Source organism: Ciceribacter sp. RN22, assembly GCF_024054295.1.
GTDB lineage: Bacteria > Pseudomonadota > Alphaproteobacteria > Rhizobiales > Rhizobiaceae > Allorhizobium > Allorhizobium lividum.
Map to the genome: position 1 here is coordinate 1,230,316 of NZ_JAMXLD010000001.1, position 23,051 is coordinate 1,253,366.

23 protein-coding genes are annotated in these 23,051 nt (G+C 64.1%); 13 read left to right on the plus strand and 10 right to left on the minus strand.

What is annotated here, in order from left to right:
* Window positions 1–85: 85 nt before the first annotated feature.
* Entirely contained in the window at window positions 86–2,152 is a 2,067-nt protein-coding gene (locus tag NHF53_RS06110; RefSeq protein WP_252833512.1) for a lytic transglycosylase domain-containing protein, read from the minus strand.
* Window positions 2,153–2,373: 221 nt separating this feature from the next.
* On the opposite strand from NHF53_RS06110, the gene dapA reads away from it, so the two are divergent.
* The gene (gene dapA / locus NHF53_RS06115) at window positions 2,374–3,258 is read left to right on the plus strand and encodes a 4-hydroxy-tetrahydrodipicolinate synthase (RefSeq protein ID WP_252833513.1); all 885 of its coding nucleotides are present in this window, start codon (window positions 2,374–2,376) and stop codon (window positions 3,256–3,258) included.
* A gap of 98 nt (window positions 3,259–3,356) precedes the next feature.
* On the opposite strand, the gene NHF53_RS06120 is transcribed toward dapA, so the two are convergent.
* A complete protein-coding gene (locus NHF53_RS06120; protein WP_252833514.1) occupies window positions 3,357–4,043 on the minus strand; it encodes a DUF2268 domain-containing putative Zn-dependent protease in 687 nt (228 codons plus the stop codon).
* A 507-nt stretch (window positions 4,044–4,550) separates the two neighbouring features.
* On the opposite strand from NHF53_RS06120, the gene smpB reads away from it, so the two are divergent.
* Both smpB and NHF53_RS06130 read left to right on the plus strand, forming a co-directional pair.
* Window positions 4,551–5,027 carry an SsrA-binding protein SmpB gene (gene smpB / locus NHF53_RS06125; RefSeq protein ID WP_252833515.1) on the plus strand — a complete coding sequence of 159 codons (477 nt, stop codon included), beginning with the start codon at window positions 4,551–4,553 and terminating at the stop codon, window positions 5,025–5,027.
* Complete coding sequence (locus NHF53_RS06130) at window positions 5,027–5,461, plus strand: DUF3830 family protein (RefSeq protein WP_252833516.1); 435 nt, start codon at window positions 5,027–5,029, stop codon at window positions 5,459–5,461. The genes smpB and NHF53_RS06130 overlap by 1 nt, the downstream gene beginning before the upstream one ends.
* Window positions 5,462–5,486: 25 nt before the next feature.
* Here NHF53_RS06130 and NHF53_RS06135 read toward each other — a convergent pair whose 3' ends face one another.
* The 3 genes from NHF53_RS06135 to NHF53_RS06145 all read right to left on the minus strand — a co-directional run bounded on the left by NHF53_RS06135 (window position 5,487) and on the right by NHF53_RS06145 (window position 8,971).
* Entirely contained in the window at window positions 5,487–6,566 is a 1,080-nt protein-coding gene (locus NHF53_RS06135) for a bifunctional transcriptional activator/DNA repair enzyme AdaA (RefSeq protein WP_252833517.1), read from the minus strand.
* A gap of 84 nt (window positions 6,567–6,650) precedes the next feature.
* Window positions 6,651–8,165: a globin-coupled sensor protein gene (locus NHF53_RS06140; protein WP_252833518.1), complete on the minus strand. Its 1,515-nt coding sequence runs from the start codon at window positions 8,163–8,165 to the stop codon at window positions 6,651–6,653.
* Between the two features lie 221 nt (window positions 8,166–8,386).
* Window positions 8,387–8,971, minus strand: a complete 585-nt coding sequence (locus NHF53_RS06145; protein ID WP_114361922.1) for an NYN domain-containing protein — start codon at window positions 8,969–8,971, stop codon at window positions 8,387–8,389.
* A gap of 298 nt (window positions 8,972–9,269) precedes the next feature.
* Between NHF53_RS06145 and rpoZ the strand changes: the two genes are divergently transcribed.
* The 8 genes from rpoZ (at window position 9,270) to era (ending at window position 16,216) form a co-directional block, all read left to right on the plus strand.
* The gene (rpoZ, locus tag NHF53_RS06150; protein WP_112686777.1) at window positions 9,270–9,665 is read left to right on the plus strand and encodes a DNA-directed RNA polymerase subunit omega; all 396 of its coding nucleotides are present in this window, start codon (window positions 9,270–9,272) and stop codon (window positions 9,663–9,665) included.
* Between the two features lie 100 nt (window positions 9,666–9,765).
* A complete protein-coding gene (locus NHF53_RS06155; RefSeq protein ID WP_114361923.1) occupies window positions 9,766–11,985 on the plus strand; it encodes a bifunctional (p)ppGpp synthetase/guanosine-3',5'-bis(diphosphate) 3'-pyrophosphohydrolase in 2,220 nt (739 codons plus the stop codon).
* An 87-nt stretch (window positions 11,986–12,072) separates the two neighbouring features.
* On the plus strand, window positions 12,073–12,645 hold the full coding sequence (locus NHF53_RS06160) for a hypothetical protein (RefSeq protein ID WP_252833519.1): 573 nt from the start codon (window positions 12,073–12,075) through the stop codon (window positions 12,643–12,645).
* A 161-nt stretch (window positions 12,646–12,806) separates the two neighbouring features.
* Window positions 12,807–12,959: a DUF3563 family protein gene (locus NHF53_RS06165; RefSeq protein ID WP_112686783.1), complete on the plus strand. Its 153-nt coding sequence runs from the start codon at window positions 12,807–12,809 to the stop codon at window positions 12,957–12,959.
* Window positions 12,960–13,266: 307 nt separating this feature from the next.
* The gene (gene acpS / locus NHF53_RS06170; RefSeq protein WP_114361925.1) at window positions 13,267–13,671 is read left to right on the plus strand and encodes a holo-ACP synthase; all 405 of its coding nucleotides are present in this window, start codon (window positions 13,267–13,269) and stop codon (window positions 13,669–13,671) included.
* Between the two features lie 128 nt (window positions 13,672–13,799).
* Window positions 13,800–14,543, plus strand: a complete 744-nt coding sequence (gene lepB / locus NHF53_RS06175; RefSeq protein ID WP_252833520.1) for a signal peptidase I — start codon at window positions 13,800–13,802, stop codon at window positions 14,541–14,543.
* Window positions 14,540–15,253: a ribonuclease III gene (rnc, locus tag NHF53_RS06180; RefSeq protein WP_114361927.1), complete on the plus strand. Its 714-nt coding sequence runs from the start codon at window positions 14,540–14,542 to the stop codon at window positions 15,251–15,253. The genes lepB and rnc overlap by 4 nt, the downstream gene beginning before the upstream one ends.
* Window positions 15,254–15,268: 15 nt before the next feature.
* A complete protein-coding gene (era, locus tag NHF53_RS06185; protein ID WP_252833521.1) occupies window positions 15,269–16,216 on the plus strand; it encodes a GTPase Era in 948 nt (315 codons plus the stop codon).
* Between the two features lie 15 nt (window positions 16,217–16,231).
* Here era and NHF53_RS06190 read toward each other — a convergent pair whose 3' ends face one another.
* Window positions 16,232–17,332, minus strand: a complete 1,101-nt coding sequence (locus NHF53_RS06190; RefSeq protein ID WP_252833522.1) for an AbrB family transcriptional regulator — start codon at window positions 17,330–17,332, stop codon at window positions 16,232–16,234.
* Window positions 17,333–17,488: 156 nt separating this feature from the next.
* On the opposite strand from NHF53_RS06190, the gene recO reads away from it, so the two are divergent.
* A complete protein-coding gene (gene recO / locus NHF53_RS06195; RefSeq protein WP_148163009.1) occupies window positions 17,489–18,262 on the plus strand; it encodes a DNA repair protein RecO in 774 nt (257 codons plus the stop codon).
* Here recO and NHF53_RS06200 read toward each other — a convergent pair.
* The 4 genes from NHF53_RS06200 to NHF53_RS06215 all read right to left on the minus strand — a co-directional run bounded on the left by NHF53_RS06200 (window position 18,190) and on the right by NHF53_RS06215 (window position 21,723).
* On the minus strand, window positions 18,190–18,444 hold the full coding sequence (locus NHF53_RS06200; protein WP_112686797.1) for a hypothetical protein: 255 nt from the start codon (window positions 18,442–18,444) through the stop codon (window positions 18,190–18,192). The genes recO and NHF53_RS06200 overlap by 73 nt on opposite strands.
* Before the next feature lie 403 nt (window positions 18,445–18,847).
* The gene (locus NHF53_RS06205; protein WP_252833523.1) at window positions 18,848–20,068 is read right to left on the minus strand and encodes an MFS transporter; all 1,221 of its coding nucleotides are present in this window, start codon (window positions 20,066–20,068) and stop codon (window positions 18,848–18,850) included.
* Between the two features lie 143 nt (window positions 20,069–20,211).
* Window positions 20,212–21,060, minus strand: coding sequence for an MOSC domain-containing protein (locus tag NHF53_RS06210; protein WP_252833524.1), 849 nt, complete (start codon window positions 21,058–21,060; stop codon window positions 20,212–20,214).
* Between the two features lie 9 nt (window positions 21,061–21,069).
* On the minus strand, window positions 21,070–21,723 hold the full coding sequence (locus NHF53_RS06215; protein WP_252833525.1) for an HD domain-containing protein: 654 nt from the start codon (window positions 21,721–21,723) through the stop codon (window positions 21,070–21,072).
* A gap of 246 nt (window positions 21,724–21,969) precedes the next feature.
* Here NHF53_RS06215 and nadA point away from each other — a divergent pair, with 246 nt between their 5' ends.
* A complete protein-coding gene (gene nadA, locus NHF53_RS06220) occupies window positions 21,970–23,043 on the plus strand; it encodes a quinolinate synthase NadA (RefSeq protein WP_252833526.1) in 1,074 nt (357 codons plus the stop codon).
* The last annotated feature ends 8 nt before the right edge of the window (window positions 23,044–23,051 follow it).

Sequence of the window (23,051 nt, forward strand, 5' to 3'; positions counted from 1 at the left end):
ATCCTCCCGGTCTTGCCTGCAAGGCGGCCATGCGGACGCCATGTCGCAAAGTTCCACGAAAACAGAGGGTTGTCGAGAGACGGCCTCAGCGCCCGTAGCGCAGGTCGTGGACGATGTCGGCCGTCTGCCCGAGGCGGGTTTTGTAGATCTGGTAGTTCTCCATCACCCGCTGCACGTAGTTGCGCGTCTCGGGGAAGGGAATGCGTTCGATCCAGTCGACAACGTCGTCGATCGACTTGCCGCGCGGGTCGCCGTAGCGGGCGATCCATTCCGGCACGCGCTTCGGCCCGGCATTGTAGGCGACGAAGGTGAGCACGTAGGAGCCGCCGAATTTGTCGATCTGTTCGCCGAGATAGTGTGCTCCGAGCGTCGCATTGTAGCCGGCGTCGGAGGTGAGCTTTTCCGGCGAATAGGCGAGACCGTAGCGCCCGGCGACGCCCTTCGCGGTGCCCGGCATCAGTTGCAGGAGGCCGCGGGCATCCGCCGGCGAGACGGCAGCCGGATTGAAGGCGCTTTCCTGCCGCGCAATCGCGTAAGCGAGCGCCTTGCCGGAGCCGGCGATGTTGGCGGAGCTCGGAATGACGCCGATCGGGAAGGCAAGCGCGGGCACGTCGATGCCGCGCGCATAGGCGGTCTTGCCGATCTGCAGAGAGAGCTGGTGGCCGACGCTTTTCTCGGCCTTGGCGGCGAGAAGCGCGAGCTCGCCCGGGCTGTCGATCTGCTGGGCGAGCGCCCGGTAGAGGCTTTCCGCCCGCCAGCCGTGACCGGCCGCCTCGAAGCGCGCGATCGCCTGCACCGCCTCGCGATTGGCGAAGGTGCGTCGCTCCTCGGGTGTCGGCTCGGGATACGGGATGGAAAGCCCCGGCGACCTGAGCCGCGCGGCCGCAAGCTGGCCGTAGAAGGTGCTCGGGTAGCGCGCCGCCTTCAGGAAGAAGTCGTTCGCTTCCGCCTTGCCGCCGGCCTCTGCGGCGCGGCCGAGCCAGTACCAGGCCCGCGAAACCGAAAGCGGCTTTTGCGACACGGTGAGGATCTTGCGGAAATGCGCCGCGGCGGTCTCGGCGTCGCGAAGGCCGCGCAGTGCATACCAGCCGGCATGGAACTCCGCATCGACGACGTCGCTCGACTCGCTCGCCGTATGGCGCGCCGCCACCCGGTAGGCGGCCTTGAAGTCGCCCTGGTCGGCGAGACCGCGGGCGACGATGCGCTGCTCGTTCCACCATTCGGTGGTGTTGACGAGTGTGACGGCATCGCGCGGCGCCTTGGCGAGCAGGCTCGCGGCTTCCTCATACTTGTCCTGCCGGCGGAGATATTCGATCCGCGCAAAGAGCAGGGCAGGGTCCTGGGCCCAGCGCGCGTCGACCGCCTTGAGGAGTTGCGGAGCCATCGACGAGCGGTTGAGCACGGCCGTCCAGGCGTTATAGAGCGACTGCGCTTCGCCGAGGGTGGAGAAGCGCTTGGCCTGGGTCACGCGTCCGCGATAGAGGAGATAATCCATCCGCGTCTTGTGGTCGGCGGTGGTGAGGAGCCCGGAAAACTCCTTGAGGATCCTGTCCTCCATCGTCTTGTCGAGCGCCTCGCCGTGCCAGATCGCGCGGAGCGTGCGGGCGGCCGCGGCCCGGTCACCGGAAGCAAGCTCTGCCCGCGCCAGGATCACCGCGCCCTCCGGCGTCTCCGGTTTCGTCGCGCCAAAGGCGGAGAGGACGGCGTCGGCCGGCGGGTTCTCGCGGTAGAGGGCGCGTTCGGAATTGGCCCGGAAGGCCGAAAGCCCCGGCCAGCCGTCGAGCTCGCGTTGCGCCGCGGCGATGGCGGAAGAGGGGATTCCCGGCAGGCCGGACATGGCGATCGACCAGGTGAGCATGTGCCGGTCGAGCGAGGCTTCCATCCGATCGCGGATGGCAAGCGCTGCGGCGCCGTCCTTGTTGGAAAGCGCGTCGAGCCCCGCCTTCAGCCGCGGATCGGCGACCGGCAGGCGCCCCATCCGCGGGATTGCGCCGGTGATCTCGAAGGTCGGCACCAGGGCTGCCTCGACCGGGCGCATGTCGGGCTTCGGCATCGGCAGGGGCACGGCGCCGCCGTCCGGCGGGCCGGCCATGGCGGCAGCGGCCGCCAGCCCGAAACCGAAGGCGGAGGTCAGCAGAAGCGCTCTTTTCATCCCCGTACCCGATGGCAGATGTGGAATATCTCCATTAGTTGCCGAGCATATTAACGAAGCCTTACCGCAGCACCAGATTTTCCCGCTTTTACGCCGGGTGAAACTGTCATAAAACCGCGCCCGGTGCGCTTGCCGCGGCCCGGAGGCCGCAATAAGCTGCGCGCGTTCGTAACCGAGGAATGCGGCCGAAGCATGAATGCCGGCCGTGAGGAGTTTTATGCATGTTCCAGGGATCCATTCCTGCTCTCGTGACGCCGTTCACCGAAACCGGTGCGGTCGATGAGGCAGCTTTCGCAGCGCATGTGGAATGGCAGATCGCCGAAGGCTCGACCGGTCTCGTGCCGGTCGGCACGACGGGTGAATCGCCGACCCTTTCCCATGCGGAGCACAAACGGGTCGTGGAACTGTGCGTCGAGGCGGCAAAGAAGCGGGTCCCGGTGATCGCCGGCGCCGGCTCCAACAACACGAACGAGGCGATCGAGCTTGCGCAGCATGCCGAAGCCGTCGGCGCCGACGCGCTGCTCGTCGTCACCCCCTATTACAACAAGCCGACCCAGAAGGGCCTGTTTGCCCATTTTGCGGCGGTCGCCGATGCGGTGAAGCTGCCGATCTTCATCTACAACATCCCCGGCCGCTCGGTGATCGACATGAGCCCGGAAACCATGGGCAAGCTCGCGAGGGCGCACAAGAACATCGTCGGCGTGAAGGATGCGACCGGCAAGATCGAGCGCGTCTCCGAGCAGCGGATCACCTGCGGGCCGGACTTCATCCAGCTTTCGGGGGAAGACGCGACGGCGCTCGGCTTCAACGCGCACGGCGGCGTCGGCTGCATCTCGGTGACGGCGAACGCCGCGCCGCGGCTCTGTGCCGAGTTCCAGGCGGCGACGCGCGCCGGCGACTACAAGAAGGCGCTCGAATACCAGGACCGGCTGATGCCGCTCCACAAGGCAATTTTCATCGAGCCCGGCCTCTGCGGCGTCAAATACGCGCTCTCGAAGCTCGGCCGGATGAGCCGCACGGTGCGCCTGCCGCTGCTGCCGACGCTCGAACCCGCCACCGAAGCGGCGATCGACGCGGCACTCGCGCATGCGGGGCTGGTGGGGTGAGGGGATGAGCTAAGGCAATCAGCAGGCCGGACGGACGTGCCCGGCCGCTGATGGTTTTGCGGTTTCGCGACAGACCTTTGCAGCAGAAGTAGCGTCGCCTATTTCGCGGCAAAGACTTCCGTCTTGAGTTTTGCCCATACGGCCAAAACCGCAGACGATGGCACGTCGATCATGCCTGTTCTTGCCACGTCCTGATTGGCCTGACTGTAGAGGTGGGCCAAATGGTAGCCAATCGTGTAGCCTGCCCACCGGGACAGTTCTCCAGCGCCAAAGAACCAAGCCGCATGATCGTAATCATGTGCATCCAGTTCGTTCTCGGCCTGATCAATGATCGCGCCCCAATCAGCGACAATGAGCGCATTTGACCACGGCGGGGCGGATAGGCCCGTAACTATCTCCGAAAACACATCGGCAAGTCCCTCCGATACTAAGGCCTCACCTAACGAGAGCCCGTAACCACATGCAGCCCATCGCATTGCGTGGTGGAGTTCATGGGCAAGTGTGCGGCTGAAGAATCCCAGGTTTAGGTGCTTTTCGAAGTCAGCCGCCTCGGGATCAAGATTGATGGTCACCAGCCCGCGACGGAAGCAGGAGCCGCCGATACCCAATTCTGGAATGGTCTCATCCGGGAGATACTGGATGACGACATCCACCGCGTGCCGATGAAACCGTGACGGCACGATTTCGCCAATGCGAGCGATTATGGAATCGGCCTGTTGTTGAAGAACACTACGCCAAGGGGCAAGCGATCCCTCAGCTTCGAGAAAATGAAGTTGGAGCTGCATGATGTTCCAATCGCATACTATGCCGTCCTCTCAGGATAAGGGCAGCCTGCTTTTCCGAAGGTGTCGAAGAACCTTGCGGAGAGGATTATGCGATGGTTACGAAGCAAATCATGACCGCTACCATGCCACGATCGGTCCGACCCGTCAAAGCGTGCGAACGCTAGGATTTCTGCAACATTCCTTTTGAGGTGCTATCGGCCATGTCATTCGTAATCAGGTGGCAGGTGTCCCTATTTGGGAAGTGCGCGCGGAGCGGCGCCCTAGTCGCCAATCCGCGCCGGTTGATAGAGTGGTGTCGGTCATACTTGGTCAACTCTGCTGCTCTGAGTCCGGCGTCTCGCGGTTGAATTCTGGACGGAACGCACTCCACACCTGCATCGCCCCCCATCACCACACCCACCCGCCTTTATTTCCCCGCCGCTCTGTACTACATCCATGCGACAAGAGCCGGCGGGTGCCCGTCGCCGGTAACAGAAGAACGGTCCGGGCAGATTGGAAGATCAGATCATGGCCCCCAAAGGCAGCCAGCGCACGGTCAACAAGATTGTCGCGGAGAACCGCAAGGCCCGCTTCAATTACGAGATTATCGACACCTTTGAAGCGGGGCTGGTCCTGACCGGCACTGAGGTCAAGTCGTTGCGCGAAGGCAAGGCCAACATCGCCGAATCCTATGCCTCCGACGAGGGCGACGAGATCTGGCTGATCAACGCCTATCTGCCGGAATACCTGCAGGCGAACCGCTTCAACCACGAGCCGCGCCGCCGCCGCAAGCTCTTGCTCTCGAAGCGCGAGATCAACCGGCTGCGCGCCGCCGTCAACCGCGAGGGAATGACGCTCGTCCCGCTCAAGGTCTATTTCAACGAAAAGGGCCGCGCCAAGCTCGAACTCGCGCTCGCCAAGGGCAAGAAGCTGCACGACAAGCGCGAGACCGAGAAGGAACGCGACTGGAACCGCCAGAAGAGCCGGTTGCTGAAGGCCGGCTGATGAGCGAAACCCCTGCCGAACTCTTGAAGGTGACGGTCGGTCCCTTCGTCTTCGTCGCCCGTTTCGAGATCGAGAAGGCGCCGGAAACCTGCCGTATCTTCAGGAGCTTCCTGCCGTTCCGCAACCAGACGATCCATTCCCGCTGGAGCGGCGAGGCGGTCTGGGTGCCGCTCGGCGATTTCGCGTTCGGCGCGGGCTTCGAGAACCACACCAGCCACCCCTCGCGCGGCGACATCCTGCTCTATCCGGGCGGCTTCAGCGAAACCGAGCTGCTCTTCGCCTATGGCAGCTCGCAGTTTGCCAGCAAGATGGGCGTGCTCGCCGGCAACCATTTCCTGACGGTGGTCGAAGGCCGCGAGCACCTGGAGGCCATGGGCCGGATGGTGCTCTGGCAGGGCGCTCAAACCATCGCCTTCGAAGCGTTCTCGGCGTAACCGGTTTCGTTCCCGCGCGCCGCCGTCATTCCGCGGCTTCGGCCCGTCCGCGGCCGGCTGCCATCCGCCGCTCGTGTTCGAGAAGCCAGCGCTTGCGCCACAATCCGCCGCCGTAGCCGGTGAGCCCGCCGTCCGCGCCGATCACCCGGTGGCAGGGGATGACGATCGCGATCTGGTTGGCGCCGTTGGCGCGCGCCACCGCCCGGACGGAGCCGGGCCGGCCGATCGCCTTGGCCTGTTCGGAGTAGCTGCGGATGCCGCCTGTAGGAATGCGGCGCAGTTCGCTCCATACCATCCGCTCGAACGGCGTGCCGTGGCCGGCGATCCGCGTTTCGAAACCGTCGTCATGGCCGTCGAAATAGCGGGTGAGCTCGCGCTCGATCTGGTCCGTCACCGGGGTGCGGCCCATGACGATGCCGCAGCCCGTTCTTTCCCGGATGCGCCGGATCTCGTTCGGCAGGGCAGGGCGGTCGGCGAATTCGAGAAGATGCAGCGCATGCTCGTCGGCGATCGCCATCATCGGGCCGATCGGCGTTTCGATCCAGTCGGCCTTGAGGAGGCCCTTGCCGCGCAGGTGACGCGGCGCGCTGCCGATGAGCTGGCTGATCGCGGCGCGAAAACCGCTGCCGGATTCGAAGCCGGCGTCGAGCTGCGCCTCGATGACCGGTGCGCCCCCGGTGAGCGTCTCTGCCGCAAGCCCGACGCGGCGCAGCCGCGCGATTTCGAGAAAACTCATGCCGAACTGCCGCTTGAAGGCGCGCCGCACCGTGGAAAGATCAAGCCCCATCGCAAGAAGGTCGCTCTCCCGCCAGCGCCGTTCCGGCTCGCGCTCCAGCGCTTCGAGAAGCGCGGTGACGGTCGCGTCGTTGCCCTTGTAGCGCAGCATCGGCCGGCAGCGGAGACAGGGTCGGAAGCCCGCTTCGAGGCAGGCGGCGATGCTCTCCTGAAAGACGCAGTTCTCGCGCTTGGGCTTGCGGGCCGGGCAGGTCAGCCGGCAGAAGATCCGCGTCGTGGTGACGCAGACCCAGGCGAAGCCTTCATAGGCAGCATCGCGCTTTAAAAGCGCGTCGTAGAGGATGTCGTCGGTGGGTCGGTCGAACAGCATGCCTCTGTTCTAACCCGGAACCGCGGTACGCGCCGCCGGAAAAAGAGCACGGATTTTCTCTTTTTCAGGCGGCGGGTAGGCGTGTCAGGCCGCGTAGGAGGGGCGGTACTGCGTCGAGGCCGGCGTGTGGACCTGCGAGCGCGAGACGTTGAAGCGCGACAGCAGGCTGTTCAGGTGTTCGGCGATCTGGTTGAGCTCATGCGTCGAGGCATTGGTTTCCTCGACCATCGCGGCGTTCTGCTGGGTCATCTGATCCATGCTGTTGATCGCCTTGTTGATCTCGCTGATACCGGAGGACTGCTCCTGCGAGGAGGTGGCGATCGCCGTGATGTGCTCGTTGATCGAATGCACCTGGCCGCCGATCGTGCGCAACGCCTCGCCGGTGCGGTTGACGAGCGAGACGCCGTGCGCCACGTCCTGCGAGGAGCGATCGATCAGGAGCTTGATCTCGCGCGCCGCCGAAGCGGAGCGTTGGGCAAGTTCCCGGACTTCCTGCGCGACGACGGCAAAGCCGCGTCCGCTTTCGCCGGCACGGGCCGCCTCGACGCCCGCATTGAGGGCAAGGAGGTTGGTCTGGAACGAGATCTCGTCGATGACGCCGATGATCTGGGTGATCCTGCGCGACGACTGCTCGATCTCGCCCATCGCGTTGATCGCCTCGTCGACGATCTCGCCGGAACGCACGGCTTCCTGTGCCGAGGCGTGCACGACGGACATCGCCTCCTCGGTGCGCTGGGTGGCCTGCCGGGAAACGGCTGTGATCTCGTCGAGGGCGGCGGCCGTCTCTTCGAGCGCTGCGGCCTGCTGCTCGGTGCGCTGCGCCATGTTGTCGGTTGCCGCTGAAAGCTCGTGCGTGCTCATCGACACGCGGGCCGTTTCGTCGACGATCGCCGCAAACGCGGTGCTGAGCGCGTCGAGCGCCTGGTTATAGTTGTCGCGCAGACGCTCGAAACGCGGCGAGAGCGGCTGTTCGATGCTGGAGGTCAGGTCGCCCGTCCTCAGGGCGTCGAGCGCCTGGTCGATGGCGGCCATCGCCTCGTCCTGCTCCGCCTCCAGCTTCTGGCGTTCCTGCTCGGCCTTCTCGCGCTCTTCGGCGAGCGCCTGCAGGTAGACGGAAATCGAATAGTCCATGTCGAGCATCGCTGCCTTCAGGACGGCGCTGATGCCGTCCGAAATGCGCTTGGCTTTCTTGGCCTGCAGCATGCCCGTCAGTTCGTTCTTCACAACGGCGTCGAGAAGGCCTTCGAGCACCAGCGCATAGCCGCCTATGTACCATCGCGGCTCGAGCCCGAGCCGGGCGTGGGTGCGGCCGATGGCGGTCACGGCATTCACATACTGGTCGTCGAACCGGCCCGAGGTGATGAGCGACCAGTGATGGCGCTGCTTGTCCTTTGCGTGGGCGATGTGAGCGTCGCTCAAGAAGAAGCGCGCCGTTTCGGGGCTGGCCTTGGCTGCGGCGTAGAAGCCGTCGAGTGCCGGACCGATGGAGGCGCTGATGACCGGCTGCAGGGCGATCAGTGTTTCAACTTGCGCTTTGTCAATTCTTAAAAAAGAGAGGCGGTCGGTAAGGTCGGAACGGGTCCGGAAGGAACTGGTCATTGCTCTACTGCTATCTGTTAATGCTGTGCGGTGGCGAGCCGCCAGGCGACTACCGGAAGCAATTCTTCCTCGTCGCATCCTTCTCTCAAATGTTTAAGAAAGAAATAAATAGCGTGAATACTACCTTTCCGTGTCGGATTGTCGCCGGAAAAAGGTGCAGATGCAAAATCACCCGGCACGCTGCGGTGCCGGGCGCGGACGCCTTATGGAACAGCGGAGCTCTATTCCTCGATGTCTTCACCCGTCGCCGGCTCGACCGGCGCGCGGGCCATGCGCTCGCTCGGGTCGCGGCCGATCTCGGCCTTGAGGCTGACGAGATCGATGAAATGGTCGGACTGGCGGCGCAGGTCGTCGGCGATCATCGGCGGCTGTGTGGCCATGGTCGAAACCACCGAAACCTTGCGGCCCTTGCGCTGCAGCGCTTCCACGAGCGTGGTGAAGTCGCCGTCGCCGGAAAAGATCACCAGGTGATCGGCCGTTTCCGCCTGCTCCATCGCATCGATGGCAAGCTCGATGTCCATGTTGCCCTTGACCTTGCGGCGGCCCATCGAGTCGGTGAACTCCTTCGCCGGCTTGGTGACGACCTTGTATCCGTTGTAGTCGAGCCAGTCGATCAGCGGGCGGATGGAGGAGTATTCCTGATCCTCGATCAGAGCCGTATAATAGTAGGCGCGCAGCAGGTAGGCCCGCTTCTGGAAAGCCTTCAACAGCTTCCGGTAGTCGATGTCGAAGCCGAGGCTCTTGGAGGCCGCGTAGAGATTCGCGCCGTCGATGAAGAGGGCGAGCTTTTCGCGTGGATCAAACATGCGCAATATCCCTTTGGATTTAAACGAGCAAAGCGGAAAACCTATGCAAAGTCAGGACGTTGTCCTTCGGGTATGAGCAGTTCGGTAAAATTATGAACTGTTCATATAAGAATCATGTAGTGCACGACGGATCACATTCCAAGCACGTTTTGGTTGAGGTGTGAAAGTTTTCCACGTTGATTGTAACGCCATCCGGAACGCAATGTAGCGCTGCGATCAAGGAAAAACTTGAATTCGCCGGCCATTGATTGTATCGGGCGTGTTAATCCCGAAAGATCATGACCGTAAAGGACAGGCTATGGCCCGTGTCACCGTTGAAGATTGCATCGACAAAGTAGAGAACCGCTTCGAGCTCGTTCTGCTCGCCAGCCATCGCGCACGGCAGATCTCGCAGGGTTCGCAGATCACCGTCGATCGCGACAATGACAAGAATCCGGTCGTCGCCCTGCGCGAGATCGCCGACGAGACCCTCTCGCCGGGCGACCTCAAGGAGGACCTCATCCATTCGCTGCAGAAGCATGTCGAAGTCGACGAGCCGGAGCAGGATGCAGGCGCACTTCTTTCCACCGCTGCCGTCCGCAGCGAGGAAGAGGAAGACATGCCGGAAACCGTCACCTTCGATCAGATGTCGGAAGAAGACCTGCTCGCCGGCATCGAAGGTCTTGTTCCGCCGGAAAAGAGCGACGATTACTAATCGTCAAGCAATGTCGGGCTAAGCTTGCGCCGACGACAATGTGCTCATGTGCGCCGACCCCACGGGTTGGCGCGCTTTTCGTTTGTTGGAGTGGCTTTGGATGATGCGGCAATACGAGCTCGTGGAGCGGGTTCAGAAATACAAGCCCGACGCCAATGAAGCGCTGCTGAACAAAGCCTACGTCTATGCGATGCAGAAGCACGGCAAGCAGACCCGTGCGAGCGGCGACCCCTATATTTCCCATCCCCTCGAAGTCGCCGCGATCCTTACCGAGATGCATCTCGACGAATCGACGATCGCCGTCGCGCTGCTGCACGACACCATCGAGGACACCACGGCGACCCGCGCCGAGATCGATGAACTCTTCGGCGAAGACATCGGCCGTCTGGTCGAGGGACTGACCAAGCTCAAGAAGCTCGACCTCGTCACGAAGAAGGCCAAACAGGCGGAAAATCTCCGCAAGCTGCTGCTGGCGATTTCCGACGACGTGCGCGTGCTGCTGGTCAAGCTCGCCGACCGCCTGCACAACATGCGCACCCTCGAGCACATGAAGCCCGAGAAGCGCGCCCGCATCTCCGAAGAGACGATGGAGATCTATGCGCCGCTCGCCGGCCGCATGGGCATGCAGGACATGCGCGAGGAGCTGGAGGATCTCTCCTTCCGCTATATCAATCCGGAAGCCTACGAGACGGTCACCGAGCGGCTTGCCGAGCTCTCCCGTCGCAACGAAGGCCTGATCAAGAAGATCGAGGACGAGCTGCGCGATCTCCTCGTCGCAAACGGGTTGACCAACGCGGCAGTCAAGGGGCGGCAGAAGAAGCCTTACTCCGTCTTCCGCAAGATGCAGTCGAAGTCGCTCTCCTTCGAGCAGCTCTCCGACGTCTACGGCTTCCGCATCATCGTCGACGACATTCCGTCGTGCTATCGCGCGCTCGGCATCGTCCACACCCGCTGGCGCGTGGTTCCCGGCCGCTTCAAGGATTATATCTCGACGCCGAAGCAGAACGACTACCGCTCGATCCACACCACCATCGTCGGCCCGTCGCGCCAGCGCATCGAACTGCAGATCCGCACCAAGCGGATGCACGAGATCGCCGAATACGGTATCGCCGCTCATGCGCTCTACAAGGACGGCGAGGGTGGTGGTGACGGCGAACTGCTGTCGCGGGAAAGCAATGCGTATTCGTGGCTCCGTCACACGATCGAGGCGCTGGCCGAAGGCGACAACCCGGAGGAGTTCCTCGAGCACACCAAGCTCGAACTCTTCCAGGACCAAGTCTTCTGCTTCACGCCGAAGGGCAAGCTGATCGCGCTGCCGCGCGGCGCGACCCCGATCGACTTCGCCTATGCGGTCCATACCAACATCGGCGACACGACGGTCGGCGCCAAGATCAACGGCTCGATCATGCCGCTCGTCACCCGCCTCAACAACGGTGACGAGGTCGAGATCATCCGCTCCGGCGTGCAGGTTCCGCCGGCGGCCTGGGAGGAGATCGTCGTCACCGGCAAGGCCCGTTCGGCGATCCGCCGCGCGACCCGCATGGCGATCCGCAAGCAGTATTCCGGCCTCGGTCATCGCATTCTCGAACGCACCTTCGAACGTGCCGGAAAGATCTTCTCGCGCGATGCGCTGCGGCCGGTGCTGCACCGGCTCGGCCACAAGGACGTCGAGGACGCAATCGCCGCTGTCGGCCGTGGCGAGATGTCGTCGATCGACGTGCTGCGGGCAGTCTTCCCCGATTACCAGGACGAGCGCGTGACCGTGAAGCCGGCGAGCGACGAAGGCTGGTTCAACATGAGCGGCGCCGACAGCATGGTCTTCCGCTTGCCGAACAAGGGCAAGCTGGCGGAAGGCGCGGCCGAGGGGCCGGAACCGCTGCCGATCCGCGGGCTTTCGGGCAGCGCGCAGGTGCATTTTTCGCCGGCGGGCGCCGTTCCCGGCGACCGTATCGTCGGCATCATGGAAGACGGCAAGGGCATCACCATCTATCCGATCCAGGCCTCGGCGCTGCAGCGCTTCGACGAGGAGCCCGAACGCTGGATCGATGTCCGCTGGGATCTCGACGAGGCCAACAAGGCACGCTTCGTCGCCCGCATCCTGATCAACGCGCTCAACGAGCCGGGCGCGCTCGCCAAGGTCGCTCAGACCATGGCCGGCCTCGACGTGAACATTCGCACCCTCACGATGACGAGCGTCGCCACCGATTTCACCGAAATGGCGATCGACGTCGAGGTCTGGGACTTGCGCCAGCTCAACCAGCTGATCGCCCAGTTGAAGGATCTCGAATGCATCTCGACCGTCAAGCGCGTCTACGACTGAGCTGCATTTTGCTCGGTCGCCGACCTGCTGGACGCCGTCCGAAGGCTGTGATCAACTGCGCGGGATGGGGAAGGGGAGACGATGGTGATGAAGACGGCAATCGGTTCCGTGCTCGTGATGTTTGTGGCCGCGCTGCCGGCGCCGGTCTTTGCCGCCGACGGTGACGAGACGCTGCTCTACGGCCGGCAACTCCAGCGCGGAGAAATCGCCTCAACCTGCTTCGCTCGCCGCTATGACAAGGCGCATCTGGGCAGCCATCCGCACCAGAACGTGACGGAGATGCGCATTCTCTCCTACCGGCCGGACTGGCCGCAGGCGGAGAGCATCATCAACCTCGAATTCCGGTTCCGCGGCGTTTCTGAAGCGTTCCAGCTCTCGGGCGGCTGCCGCCCGGTCGCCGGCAAGGCGAAAGTGCTCGACTGTGCCGTCGAATGCGATGGCGGCCTCTTCTCGATCCGGCGGGAGGTTTCCGGTGCGCTGATGGTCGACATTCCAGCCGGCCTTGCACTCTGCGATGGTGACGAGGCTCTGCCGGCCGGCGCGCGCTTCGGGTCCGACGACCGCCGTTTGCGGCTCGGCGTGGCGGAGATCGCCACCTGTCGCGATCTGATCTGGGACGACGAAATCCGACCGAAGCTGCTGCAGTCCGGCTCGCGCTGAGCTGAGGGGCGTTCTGCCTCGCAATTAAGCAAAACTGCTGCTCGATGTATGCCGTTATGCGATTTCTGCATGGCTGGGCACCGCTTCCATGCGTGGTATTTTGTGCGTCGCACCATTATATTCCTGACCAGTGGAAATGATGAAAGAAGAGAGGGAAGACAATGTTTGCTCCCATTCGTAAACTGGCCCGCGCCCTGCACGTCCCGACCATCGCCGAACGCGAAGCAGCCTATCTGAACGGCTCGCGCGACCTGGTCGACCTGGAATACCGCCAGCGGCAGATCGACCGCGGCCTGTTCCGCAACGGCCGCTGATCGTCGGCATGCTCTGCGCGCCCGGAAAGGGCGCGCAAGCCACGAAACGGTGACGATCCGGTGATTGAAGCCTGTCCGCCCTTGTGTGACGACGGGCAGATACACTAAATGTGGCCCATGTCTCGTCGTCGCCGCAAAGCTCCGGATTTTCATGCGCCCCTGCCGGGTGCGTGTGCAGTGTCCGTCTCGCCGCTTTCCCTGCCGGCGGAGACGTCAGGTGGCTTGGAGCTGCCGCTTCGGATACCGTCGTGCCTCTCGCGGCCCGGCAGACCGGAGCCGCGATGATGTCCGCGGCGCAGGGGGCTTCATGATCATCGGCATAGGAAGCGATCTCGCCGACATCCGGCGTGTCGAGCGCTCGATCGAACGCTTCGGCGACCGCTTCACCGGGCGCTGCTTCACGGATGCCGAGCGCGAACGCGCCGATGCCGGCAAGAACCGCGCGGCCTCCTACGCCAAGCGTTTCGCTGCCAAGGAGGCGCTGTCGAAGGCGCTCGGCACCGGCATGTCGCAAGGCGTCTTCTGGAAGGATATCGGCGTCGTCAATTCCGTGCACGGCAAGCCGTCGCTCGTGCTGACCGGTGCGACGGCGGAGCTCCTGCGCTCCATGACCCCCGCAGGTCACGAGGCGGTGGTCCATCTGACCATGACCGACGAATTTCCCTATGCCCAGGCCTTCGTGGTCATCGAGGCGCGGCCGGTTGATCCGTAATGGAACATCGGGGCCTGTTTCCCGCCGTGGCGCCGGCGGTGCGGCGGAATTTCACGGGCTTTCCCGTTGCCGCGGCGGGCCGAACCGACTAGACAGGGCGTAATTTCGCGAAAAAGGAACCAAACGGCGTGACCGAGCAAGCTGAAAAGAAGCACAGTGGGCTGTGGGAAAACATCAAGGTCATCATCCAGGCTCTGTTGCTGGCGGTGATCATTCGCACCGTCCTTTTCCAGCCCTTCACCATTCCGTCCGGCTCGATGATGCCGACGCTGCTCGTCGGCGACTACATCTTCGTCAACAAGTTCGCCTACGGCTATTCGAAATATTCGCTGCCCTTCTCGCCTGACCTCTTCGAAGGCCGGATCTTCGCCAGCGAACCGAAGCGCGGCGACATCGTGGTCTTCCGCTTCCCGCCGAACCCCGACATCGACTACATCAAGCGCCTGATCGGGCTTCCGGGTGACCGCATCCAGGTCATGGGCGGGGTGCTGCTCGTCAACGGCAAGCCGGTGCCGCGCGAGCCCGACGGCAGCTTCACCTCCGACTACCGGCTCGATCCGGGCGCCGATGTACCGGTCTTCCGCGAAACGCTCGACAACGGCGTGACCTATGACACGCTCGACCAGTCGCCGACCTCGCGCGGCGACAACACCCGCGAGTTCATCGTGCCGGAAGGCCACTACTTCATGATGGGTGACAACCGCGACAACTCGCTCGACAGCCGTTTCGACGTGGGCATGGTGCCTGCCGAGAACCTCGTCGGCCGCGCGTCGGTGATCTTCTTCTCGCTCGGCAACGACACGTCGTTCCGCGAGGTCTGGAAGTGGCCGGCCAACATGCGTTGGGACCGTCTGTTCAAGGTCGTTCAATGAAGAAGGTAAAGGGGCTCTCGGCCGAGGACCGGGCGCGGGCGGAGGCGGCCATTGGTTACGCCTTCGCCGACAAGGAACGGCTGGACCGCGCGCTCACCCATGCGAGCGCGACGCTCGCCAGGGGTGGTGACTACGAACGGCTGGAGTTCCTCGGTGACCGCGTGCTCGGCCTCTGCATCGCCGAGCTCCTGTTTTCCTCCTTCAGAAACGCGACCGAGGGCGAGCTTTCCGTCCGCTTCAATCAGCTGGTCAGCGCCGAGGCCTGTGCGGCGATCGCCGACGAGCTGGAGCTTCACCGCTTCATCCGCACCGGTGCCGACGTCAAGAAGCTGACCGGCAAGAACATGCTGAACGTCCGCGCCGACGTGGTGGAAAGCCTGATTGCCGCGATCTATCTGGATGCCGGCCTCGAAGCGGCGCGTGGCTTCGTGCTGAAGCACTGGAGCGCGAGGGCCGCCCGGGCCGATGGTGCGCGGCGCGACGCCAAGACGGAGCTGCAGGAATGGGCGCATGCCAAACATGCCGCCACGCCTGTGTACAAGGTTGCGGAACGCAGCGGACCGGATCATGATCCGCGCTTCACCGTGACGGTGGAAATTCCGGGGATCGCCCCCGAAACGGGAACCGAACGTTCCAAGCGCGCGGCCGAGCAGGTCGCCGCCACGAAAATGCTGGAGCGCGAGGGCGTCTGGCAGAAAACCGCCCCTTGAGGCCGATGGATATCTATGACCGACAATGACAACATGGCCGCCGCCGGCGGCGAGCATTCCGGCGACCAGCCGACCCATTCGGGCTTCGTCGCCCTGATCGGCCCGACCAATGCCGGCAAGTCGACGCTCGTCAACCGCCTGGTCGGCGCCAAGGTGTCGATCGTCAGCCACAAGGTGCAGACGACGCGCGCGGTGATGCGCGGCATCGCCATTCACCAGAACGCGCAGATCGTGTTCATGGATACGCCCGGTATCTTCAAGCCGCGCCGCAAGCTCGACCGGGCGATGGTGACGTCGGCCTGGAGCGGCGCCAAGGATGCCGACCTGATCCTGCTGCTGATCGATAGCGAACGGGGACTGCGCGGCGATGCCGAGGCGATCCTGGAGGGCCTGAAGGAGGTTCCGCAGCCGAAGATTCTCGTCCTCAACAAGATCGACCGGGTGCAGCCGGAACAGCTTTTGAAGCTCACCGCCGCTGCCAACGAGGCGGTCCGGTTCGAGCGCACCTTCATGATTTCCGCGACGACGGGTTCCGGCTGCGACGACCTGATGGACTATCTGGCGACGACGCTGCCGGAAGGCCCCTGGTACTATCCGGAGGACCAGATCTCCGACCTGCCGATGCGCCAGCTCGCCGCCGAGATCACCCGCGAGAAGCTTTTCCTCAGGCTGCACCAGGAACTCCCCTACGCCTCCCATGTCGAGACGGAGAAGTGGGAGGAACGCAAGGACGGCTCGGTACGCATCGAGCAGGTGATCTATGTCGAGCGCGAGAGCCAGAAGAAGATCGTTCTCGGCAAGGCCGGCGAGGCGATCAAGGCGATTTCCACCGCCTCGCGCAAGGAGCTCTCGGAAATCCTCGAGCAGCCGGTGCACCTCTTCCTGTTCGTCAAGGTCCGCGAAAACTGGGGCAACGATCCCGAGCGCTATCGCGAAATGGGTCTCGAATTCCCCAAGGGCTGAGCGGCCGGACTGAGGTCAGGTCTTCAGCCGCCGCGCCACCATCCTGGCGATCGGCGGTCCGATCAGGATGATGATGAACAGACGCGCGGTCTGCAGCGCCATCACGAAAGAGATGTCGACCGGCGTCGAGGCGGCGATGATCGCGACCGAATCGAGCCCGCCGGGGCTGGTCGCGAGATAGGCGGTCAGCAGGTCGACGCCGAGCGTCGCCCAGAGCAGGACCGCGAGCGCGCCGCAAAAGGCGATCAGCACGACAATCGAGAGCATGATCTGTGGCAGCGCATTGGTCGCGTGGCGGAGAATTCGCCGGGTGAAGCCGAGGCCGATCTTCCAGCCGAGCACGCCGTAGGAAATGGCGAGCAGCCATGGCGGCAGCTCGATCTGCAGGTGGCCCGTCGTCGAGAGTGCGGCGGTGGCGATCATCGGCAGCAGCATGGTGCCGGCCGGGATATTGAGGAGCGCGCCGACGGCGCTCGCCGTGAAGGCGACGGCGAGCGTTTCGAGAAGGGCAAGCGTGTCGACCGGGCGGAACCAGTCGATCGGCTGGGCTTCGCCGCCGGCGGCATGGAAGGCGAGCGCCGCAATCACCGATGCGGCGGACGCCACACAGACCACCCGCAGATACTGCATGAAGGCGACGAGGCGCGCATCCGCGCCGTAGGCCTCCGCCATCAGCATCATCGCCGAGGCGGCGCCGGCCGACGTCCCCCAGATCGCCGTCGTTCCCGGCAGGATGCCGCTGCGGGCCATGAGATAACCCGTGACCGTGCTGGTGAGCACGATTGCCAGCACCACCGAGAGAAAGAGCGGCCAGCCGTGCAGGAAGGTCTCGGCAATCTTGAGGTCCAGCGCGCGGGCGATCACGCAGCCGATCATCGAATGAGCGGCGAAGTAGGGAAGGCGCGGCACGGAGAGACGCGCGCCGTTGGTTGCAGCCGCGATCGCCGCCAGCATGGGGCCGAGAAGCAGGGCGCCGGGGATGCCGATCTCTTCCAGTATCGCGGCAAGCACGACCGAAAGCAGGAGGAGGACCGCCCAGCGCAACGGCACCGGCAGCCGCGTCAGCAGGCCGGGTTCCAGTGCGGGTTCGGTCGACGGACGGTCGTCAGATGACATTCGGGGGAGGCTCGCATCGGGAAGGGCGTCGTGCTGCGGCTACTATACCGATTCCTAATGAAATGTATCACGCGCGTGGCGGGAAATCGCAGTCCGGTCGCTTTCCTCCTGCCGGCGGACCTGTGCCCGGCGGTCGATCTGGTGTAGAACGAAACCATGCAATGGACCGACGAAGCGATATTCCTGGGCGCCCGGCGCCACGGCGAGACGAGCATCATCGCCGAGATGATGACCCGCGAGCACGGACGGCATCTCGGCCTCGTGCGCGGCGGCCGTTCCCGCACCATGCAGCCGATGCTGCAGCCCGGAAACCGGCTCGACGTCGTCTGGCGCGCGCGCCTCGACGAGCATCTCGGCGAATACCGGGTGGAGCCGCTGACGCTGCGGGCCGCCCGGCTGATGGAGACGGCGACCGCCGTCTACGGGGTGCAGGCGCTCGCGGCGCTGCTCCGGCTCCTTCCCGAGCGTGATCCCCATCCGCATCTCTTCGGAATGCTCGACATCATCCTCGACCACCTGCACGAGGCGCGCTCGGCGGGCGAACTCTTCATCCGCTTCGAGCTTGCGGTGCTGAACGATCTGGGTTTCGGGCTCGACCTCGCCCAGTGCGCGGCGACCGGCACGCGGGAGGAGCTCGTCTATGTCTCTCCGAAATCGGGGCGGGCCGTCTGCCGGGAGGCAGGAGAGCCCTGGGCGGACAAGATGCTGGCCCTGCCGCCCTTTCTTTCCGCCGGGGCGTCGAGCGCGGCGACGGCCGAAAGCCTGGCCGATGCGTTTCGCCTGACAGGGTTCTTTCTCGGCAGGCATGTCTACGAGCCGCGGGGCATCACGCCCGGCGCGGCTCGCGAGGGTTTTCTTCAGGCTGCATTGAAGGCCTTGCGCGCTGGCGAGCCGGACAGTGCATTGGCGGCGTGCGAGAACATGGCCTGACCGTCCCCACCGTTCTTCTTCATGTGGTCGTGGATCGCGAGCTGCAGCTCGACGATGTTGCGGTAGGTGCCGCCATCCAGATCGATGACCGGAAACTTGACGGCGATGAACTTGACCCGGTCCCCGTCAGGAACGGAAATTCCGACCGGTATACCGGCGTACTCGATAACTCTCTTTTCCATAATCAGTATCCCCGCCCGCGCATCCCGCGCGGACAATCGTTGGACTCAGCTTGTGAAGTTCAGTGATTGTTCGGCGTCACATTCGACACACGGATCGGCATTTGCCGGCCGTGCGCACGCCGTTGGGGGAGAGGTGCCAAGGACGGGCGGCATGAAGAAAGACAACACGCATTCTGACCTCCTTTTGGCAGGGAGCTCGTTGATCGAACATCCCGGGCTGAAACGTTAAGTCGGTTCTCTGTTCGAACCAGCTGGCTCAAGGTAGGCGCGAGGTGCTTCTCCGTCAACCTTCAGGGGGTGAAAAATAAAATAATATTTTGTGACACTGGGATTGTGGGTGCATTGCGGCAAAAAATCATCGCCTTTGCCGCAATTGCTAAAAAATGTGTTCGATCGTGAACTCTCACGCCGCCGCCGGCAGCGCGCGGTCCACGGGACGTTCGGCGATCGGCCAGTGGACGATCGCGGCGAACACGCCGAGCGCCACGCCGAACCACCAGACGGTGTCGTAGGAGCCCATCTGGTCGTAGAGATAGCCGCCCATCCAGACGCCGAGGAACGAGCCGATCTGGTGGGACAGGAACACCAGTCCGCCGAGCAGGCCGAGGTGACGGGTGCCGAACATGATGGCGACGAGCGCGTTGGTCGGCGGCACGGTGGAGAGCCACAGCAGTCCCATGACGATCGCGAAGACGATCACCGAAAGCGGCGTCTGCGGCAGGAGCAGGAAAGCCGTGACCGCGACCGAACGGGCGACATAGATGAAGGCGAGGAAGTACGGCTTCGAATAACGCTGCGAGATGAAGCCCGAGGCGAGCGAACCGATCACGTTGAAGAAACCGATCAGCGCCATGGCGATCACCGCATAGCGGGCGTCGATACCGATATCCCCGAGATAGGCCGGGAAATGGGCGGTGATGAAGGCGACCTGGAAGCCGCAGACGAAGAAGCCGCTGGTCAGCAGCAGATAGCTTCGGTGTCCGAGCGCTTCGCGCAGGGCTTCGGCGACGGTCTGCTGCGCCTGCGCCTTCGACTGGGTGCCGGAATTGGCGTTGCCGCGCAGCGGGTAGGCGAGCAGCGGCACGATCAGCATCAGGGCGCCGAGCCAGACGAGACTGTCCGACCAGCCGAAGTTCGAGATCAGCGCCTGGCTGAGCGGCGCAAACAGGAACATGCCGGCCGACCCCGCGGCGGTGCCGATGCCGAAGGCGAAGGAGCGCTGCTCGGGCGTGACGTTGCGGGCAAACGCCGAAAGCACGATGCCGAAGGAGCCCGAGGCGACTGCAAGGCCGACCAGCAGGCCGCCGCCGATATGCAGCCAGACCGGCGAGGACGCATGGGCCATGACGGTCAGGCCCGCGGCATAGAGCAGGCCGGAAAGGGTCAGCACCCGCCCGGTGCCGTATTTGTCGGCGAGCGCGCCGAAGAACGGCTGGCCGAGGCCCCAGGCGAGGTTCTGGATCGCCATCGCAAGCCCGAAGGTCGAGCGATCCCAACCGGTGTCGGAAAGCATCGGCAACTGGAAGAAACCCATGGCCGATCGGGGTCCGAACGTCATCATCGCGATCAGCGAGCCGCTGACGATGATCAGCCAGGGCATGGGGTTTCGCGTGGTCGTGGTCATGGATTCCGTCTCCTGTTTCGGCAGCAGACGATCGAGCGCGTCAGGAAGACGGACAAGCGCGTTTTCCTGAAGGAATCATCAGGGGAATTGATGGCTGTCAATGTTGGGGTGCGGAGAGGTGATGGGTCGAGGCGCAGCGGTGGTCACCGCTGCTTGATCGCCCAGCCTTCGGCGCGCGTGTCGATGACGGTCACGGCATCGCCGATCGCGATCTTTCCCTCGCCGCGGGGCACGGCGTTCCAGCCGAAGAGCGGACCCGGAACGCGGCGGTCGGCCGACATCCGCAGGCGGCCCATTGCCGGCATCGGACTTGCGCCCTCGCGAGAGCCGGTCTGCTGGTCCTGGGTGGTGATGACGCAGCGCGAACAGGGTTTCACGAGATCGAGCCGCAGGCCGGCGATCTCGATGGCCGCCCAGCGGTCTTCGGCCCAGGCCTCGTCGCAGTCGACGACGATGTTCGGGCGGAAACGCTCCATGCCGACGGTGCCCTCGCCATGAGCCTCCATGTCGGCATTGAGCGCCTTCAATGATCCGGTGGTCGTCACCAGTACCTGATAGCCGTCGGCGAACGCGACCGGCGTATCCGGGCCTGCCCATTCGGCACTCGCGGTGCGGTGTGCCTCGCCGTCGAAGAAGACGAGCTTCAGCTCCCGTCCGAACCAGTCCGAAAGCCGGACGTTGACGCTGTCGTCGGCGACCGCGGCGCTGACGATCGATTTCCACACGGCGACGTTCATGCGGCGCTCGGGATGGGGCGGCGCCACCATCATCTCGCGGCCGTCGTCGAGGCGCAGCATGAGGTGGGAGGAGGCGGGCAGTGCCGTGAGGCGGGCGAGATCGGGCAGTTCGCGCTGGGTGACGAAATGACCGTCCGGCCCCGTCAGCATCATCCGGCGGTCGCCGCCAAGCCCGCGGGCGTCGACCGATGCGACCGGCAACGGAATGCCGCGGGCGCTCTTCAGGGGATAGATGTTCAGTTGGCTGACCTGCATGATGATCCCTCAGATTTCGTCGATGAAGAGGTCGAGGACGTGACGGAGGCGCTCGTGCCGCTCGCGTGCGAGCGCGCGTCCGCTTTCCGTCTGGAAGCCGTCGGCGAGCCGGAAGAGCTTCGTCTCGAAATGGTCGATGGCAAAGCGCTTGTCGTCGAGCGGCCGGTTCGTGCCGAGCGGGTCGGCGGGGTCGTAGAGCGCCGAGCCGAGCCGGCCGGCGATGTAGAAGCAGCGCGCCGCGCCGATCATGCCGATGGCGTCGAGCCGGTCGGCGTCCTGCAGGATCTTCGCCTCCAGGGTCTCGGGCGCGATGCCGGCGGAAAAGCTGTGGGCCTCGATCGCATGCCCGACGCGACCGATGTCGGCCTCCGTCCATCCGAGGCCGGAGAGAATCTTTGCCGCCTTCTCCGCCGCCAGCCGCGAGGCGCTTGCCCGGAGCGGCGAGTTCTTCTCGACCGCCACGCAGTCGTGCAGGAGGACTGCGGCGGCAAGAATCCGGGTGTCGCTGCCCTCGTTTCCCGCGATCCGCATGGCGTTGCGGAACACCCTCAGCACGTGGGCAATGTCGTGCGAGCCGTCATCGCTTTCCGTGGCGTGGGCGAAGAGCTTTGCCGCAAGCGCCTCATGCGGAGCGAAGGCATCGGCGATCGGCGGAGAGGACATCGGCGGGTTCCTGCAGGAGGGGCGTGGGGGCGTTCCTTCACCACCTAACCGCGTCTCGGCATGAGCGCAATGCCGGCGCCGACCTTCCCCATGCCGATATGTCGCATGTCGTCGAAGCGACGCCGCCCCTTGCAACTTGTCACAAAAGTTTCTAAATCGAGCGTACCGGCACGCGCCGGTTTTCTTTGACCTTGCTTATGCTCAAATTGAGCATAAATGGAAGCCGGCGACGGCGGGGAGATCAGGATGCAAGAGGTGCAAAGCGCGGGAGCCGGCATCGTCCCGGTACGCAGTGCCGCCGAACGATACGGAGTTCTGGAGCGCCCGGACCTCTCCTTCACTCCGGCCGTCGCCAAGGAAACCGAGCATCTCTACGAGCGCGTGAAGGGCTTCATCCCGGCGATCGAATGGCCGGTCTTCGCGCCCTATGTGCACGCGATCAACCGGCTGAAGAAGGAGCGCGGCGCGGTCATTCTCGCCCACAATTACCAGACGCCGGAAATCTTCCACTGCGTCGCAGACATCAAGGGCGATTCGCTGCAGCTTGCCCGCGACGCGACCCGCGTCGACGCCGAGATCATCATCCAGTGCGGCGTTCACTTCATGGCCGAGACGTCGAAGCTGCTCAATCCGGAGAAGACCGTGCTGATCCCGGATGGGCGCGCAGGGTGCTCGCTGTCGGAATCGATCACCGGTGACGACGTGCGCGCGCTGAAGGCGCGCTATCCCGGCGTGCCGGTCGTGACCTACGTCAACACCTCGGCCGACGTGAAGGCGGAAACCGACATCTGCTGCACCTCGTCGAACGCGGTCGCGGTCGTCGACAGCCTCGAATCGGACACCGTGCTCTGCATCCCGGACGAATACCTGGCGATGAACGTCGCCAATAAGACGAAAAAGAAGATCCTCACCTGGCAGGGGCACTGCGAGGTGCACGAGCGCTTCACCGCCGAGGAGCTTCTCGAATACAAGGCCGCCGATCCGTCGATCGAGATCGTCGCCCATCCGGAGTGCCATCCGAGCGTGCTTGCCGTTTCCGACTATGCCGGCTCGACCGCGGGTATGATCGACTACGTCAAGACGAAGCGCCCCGGCCGCGTGCTGCTGGTCACCGAGTGCTCGATGGCCTCCAACATCCAGGCGGAGGTGAAGGGCGTCGACTTCGTCAAGCCGTGCAACCTCTGTCCGCACATGAAGCGGATCACGCTGCCGAAGATCCTCGACAGCCTGCTCTTGATGACCGAGGAAGTCACCGTCGATCCGGCGATCGCCGGCCGCGCGAGGCTCGCCGTCGAGCGGATGATCAACCTGAAGCAATAGCATTGCCC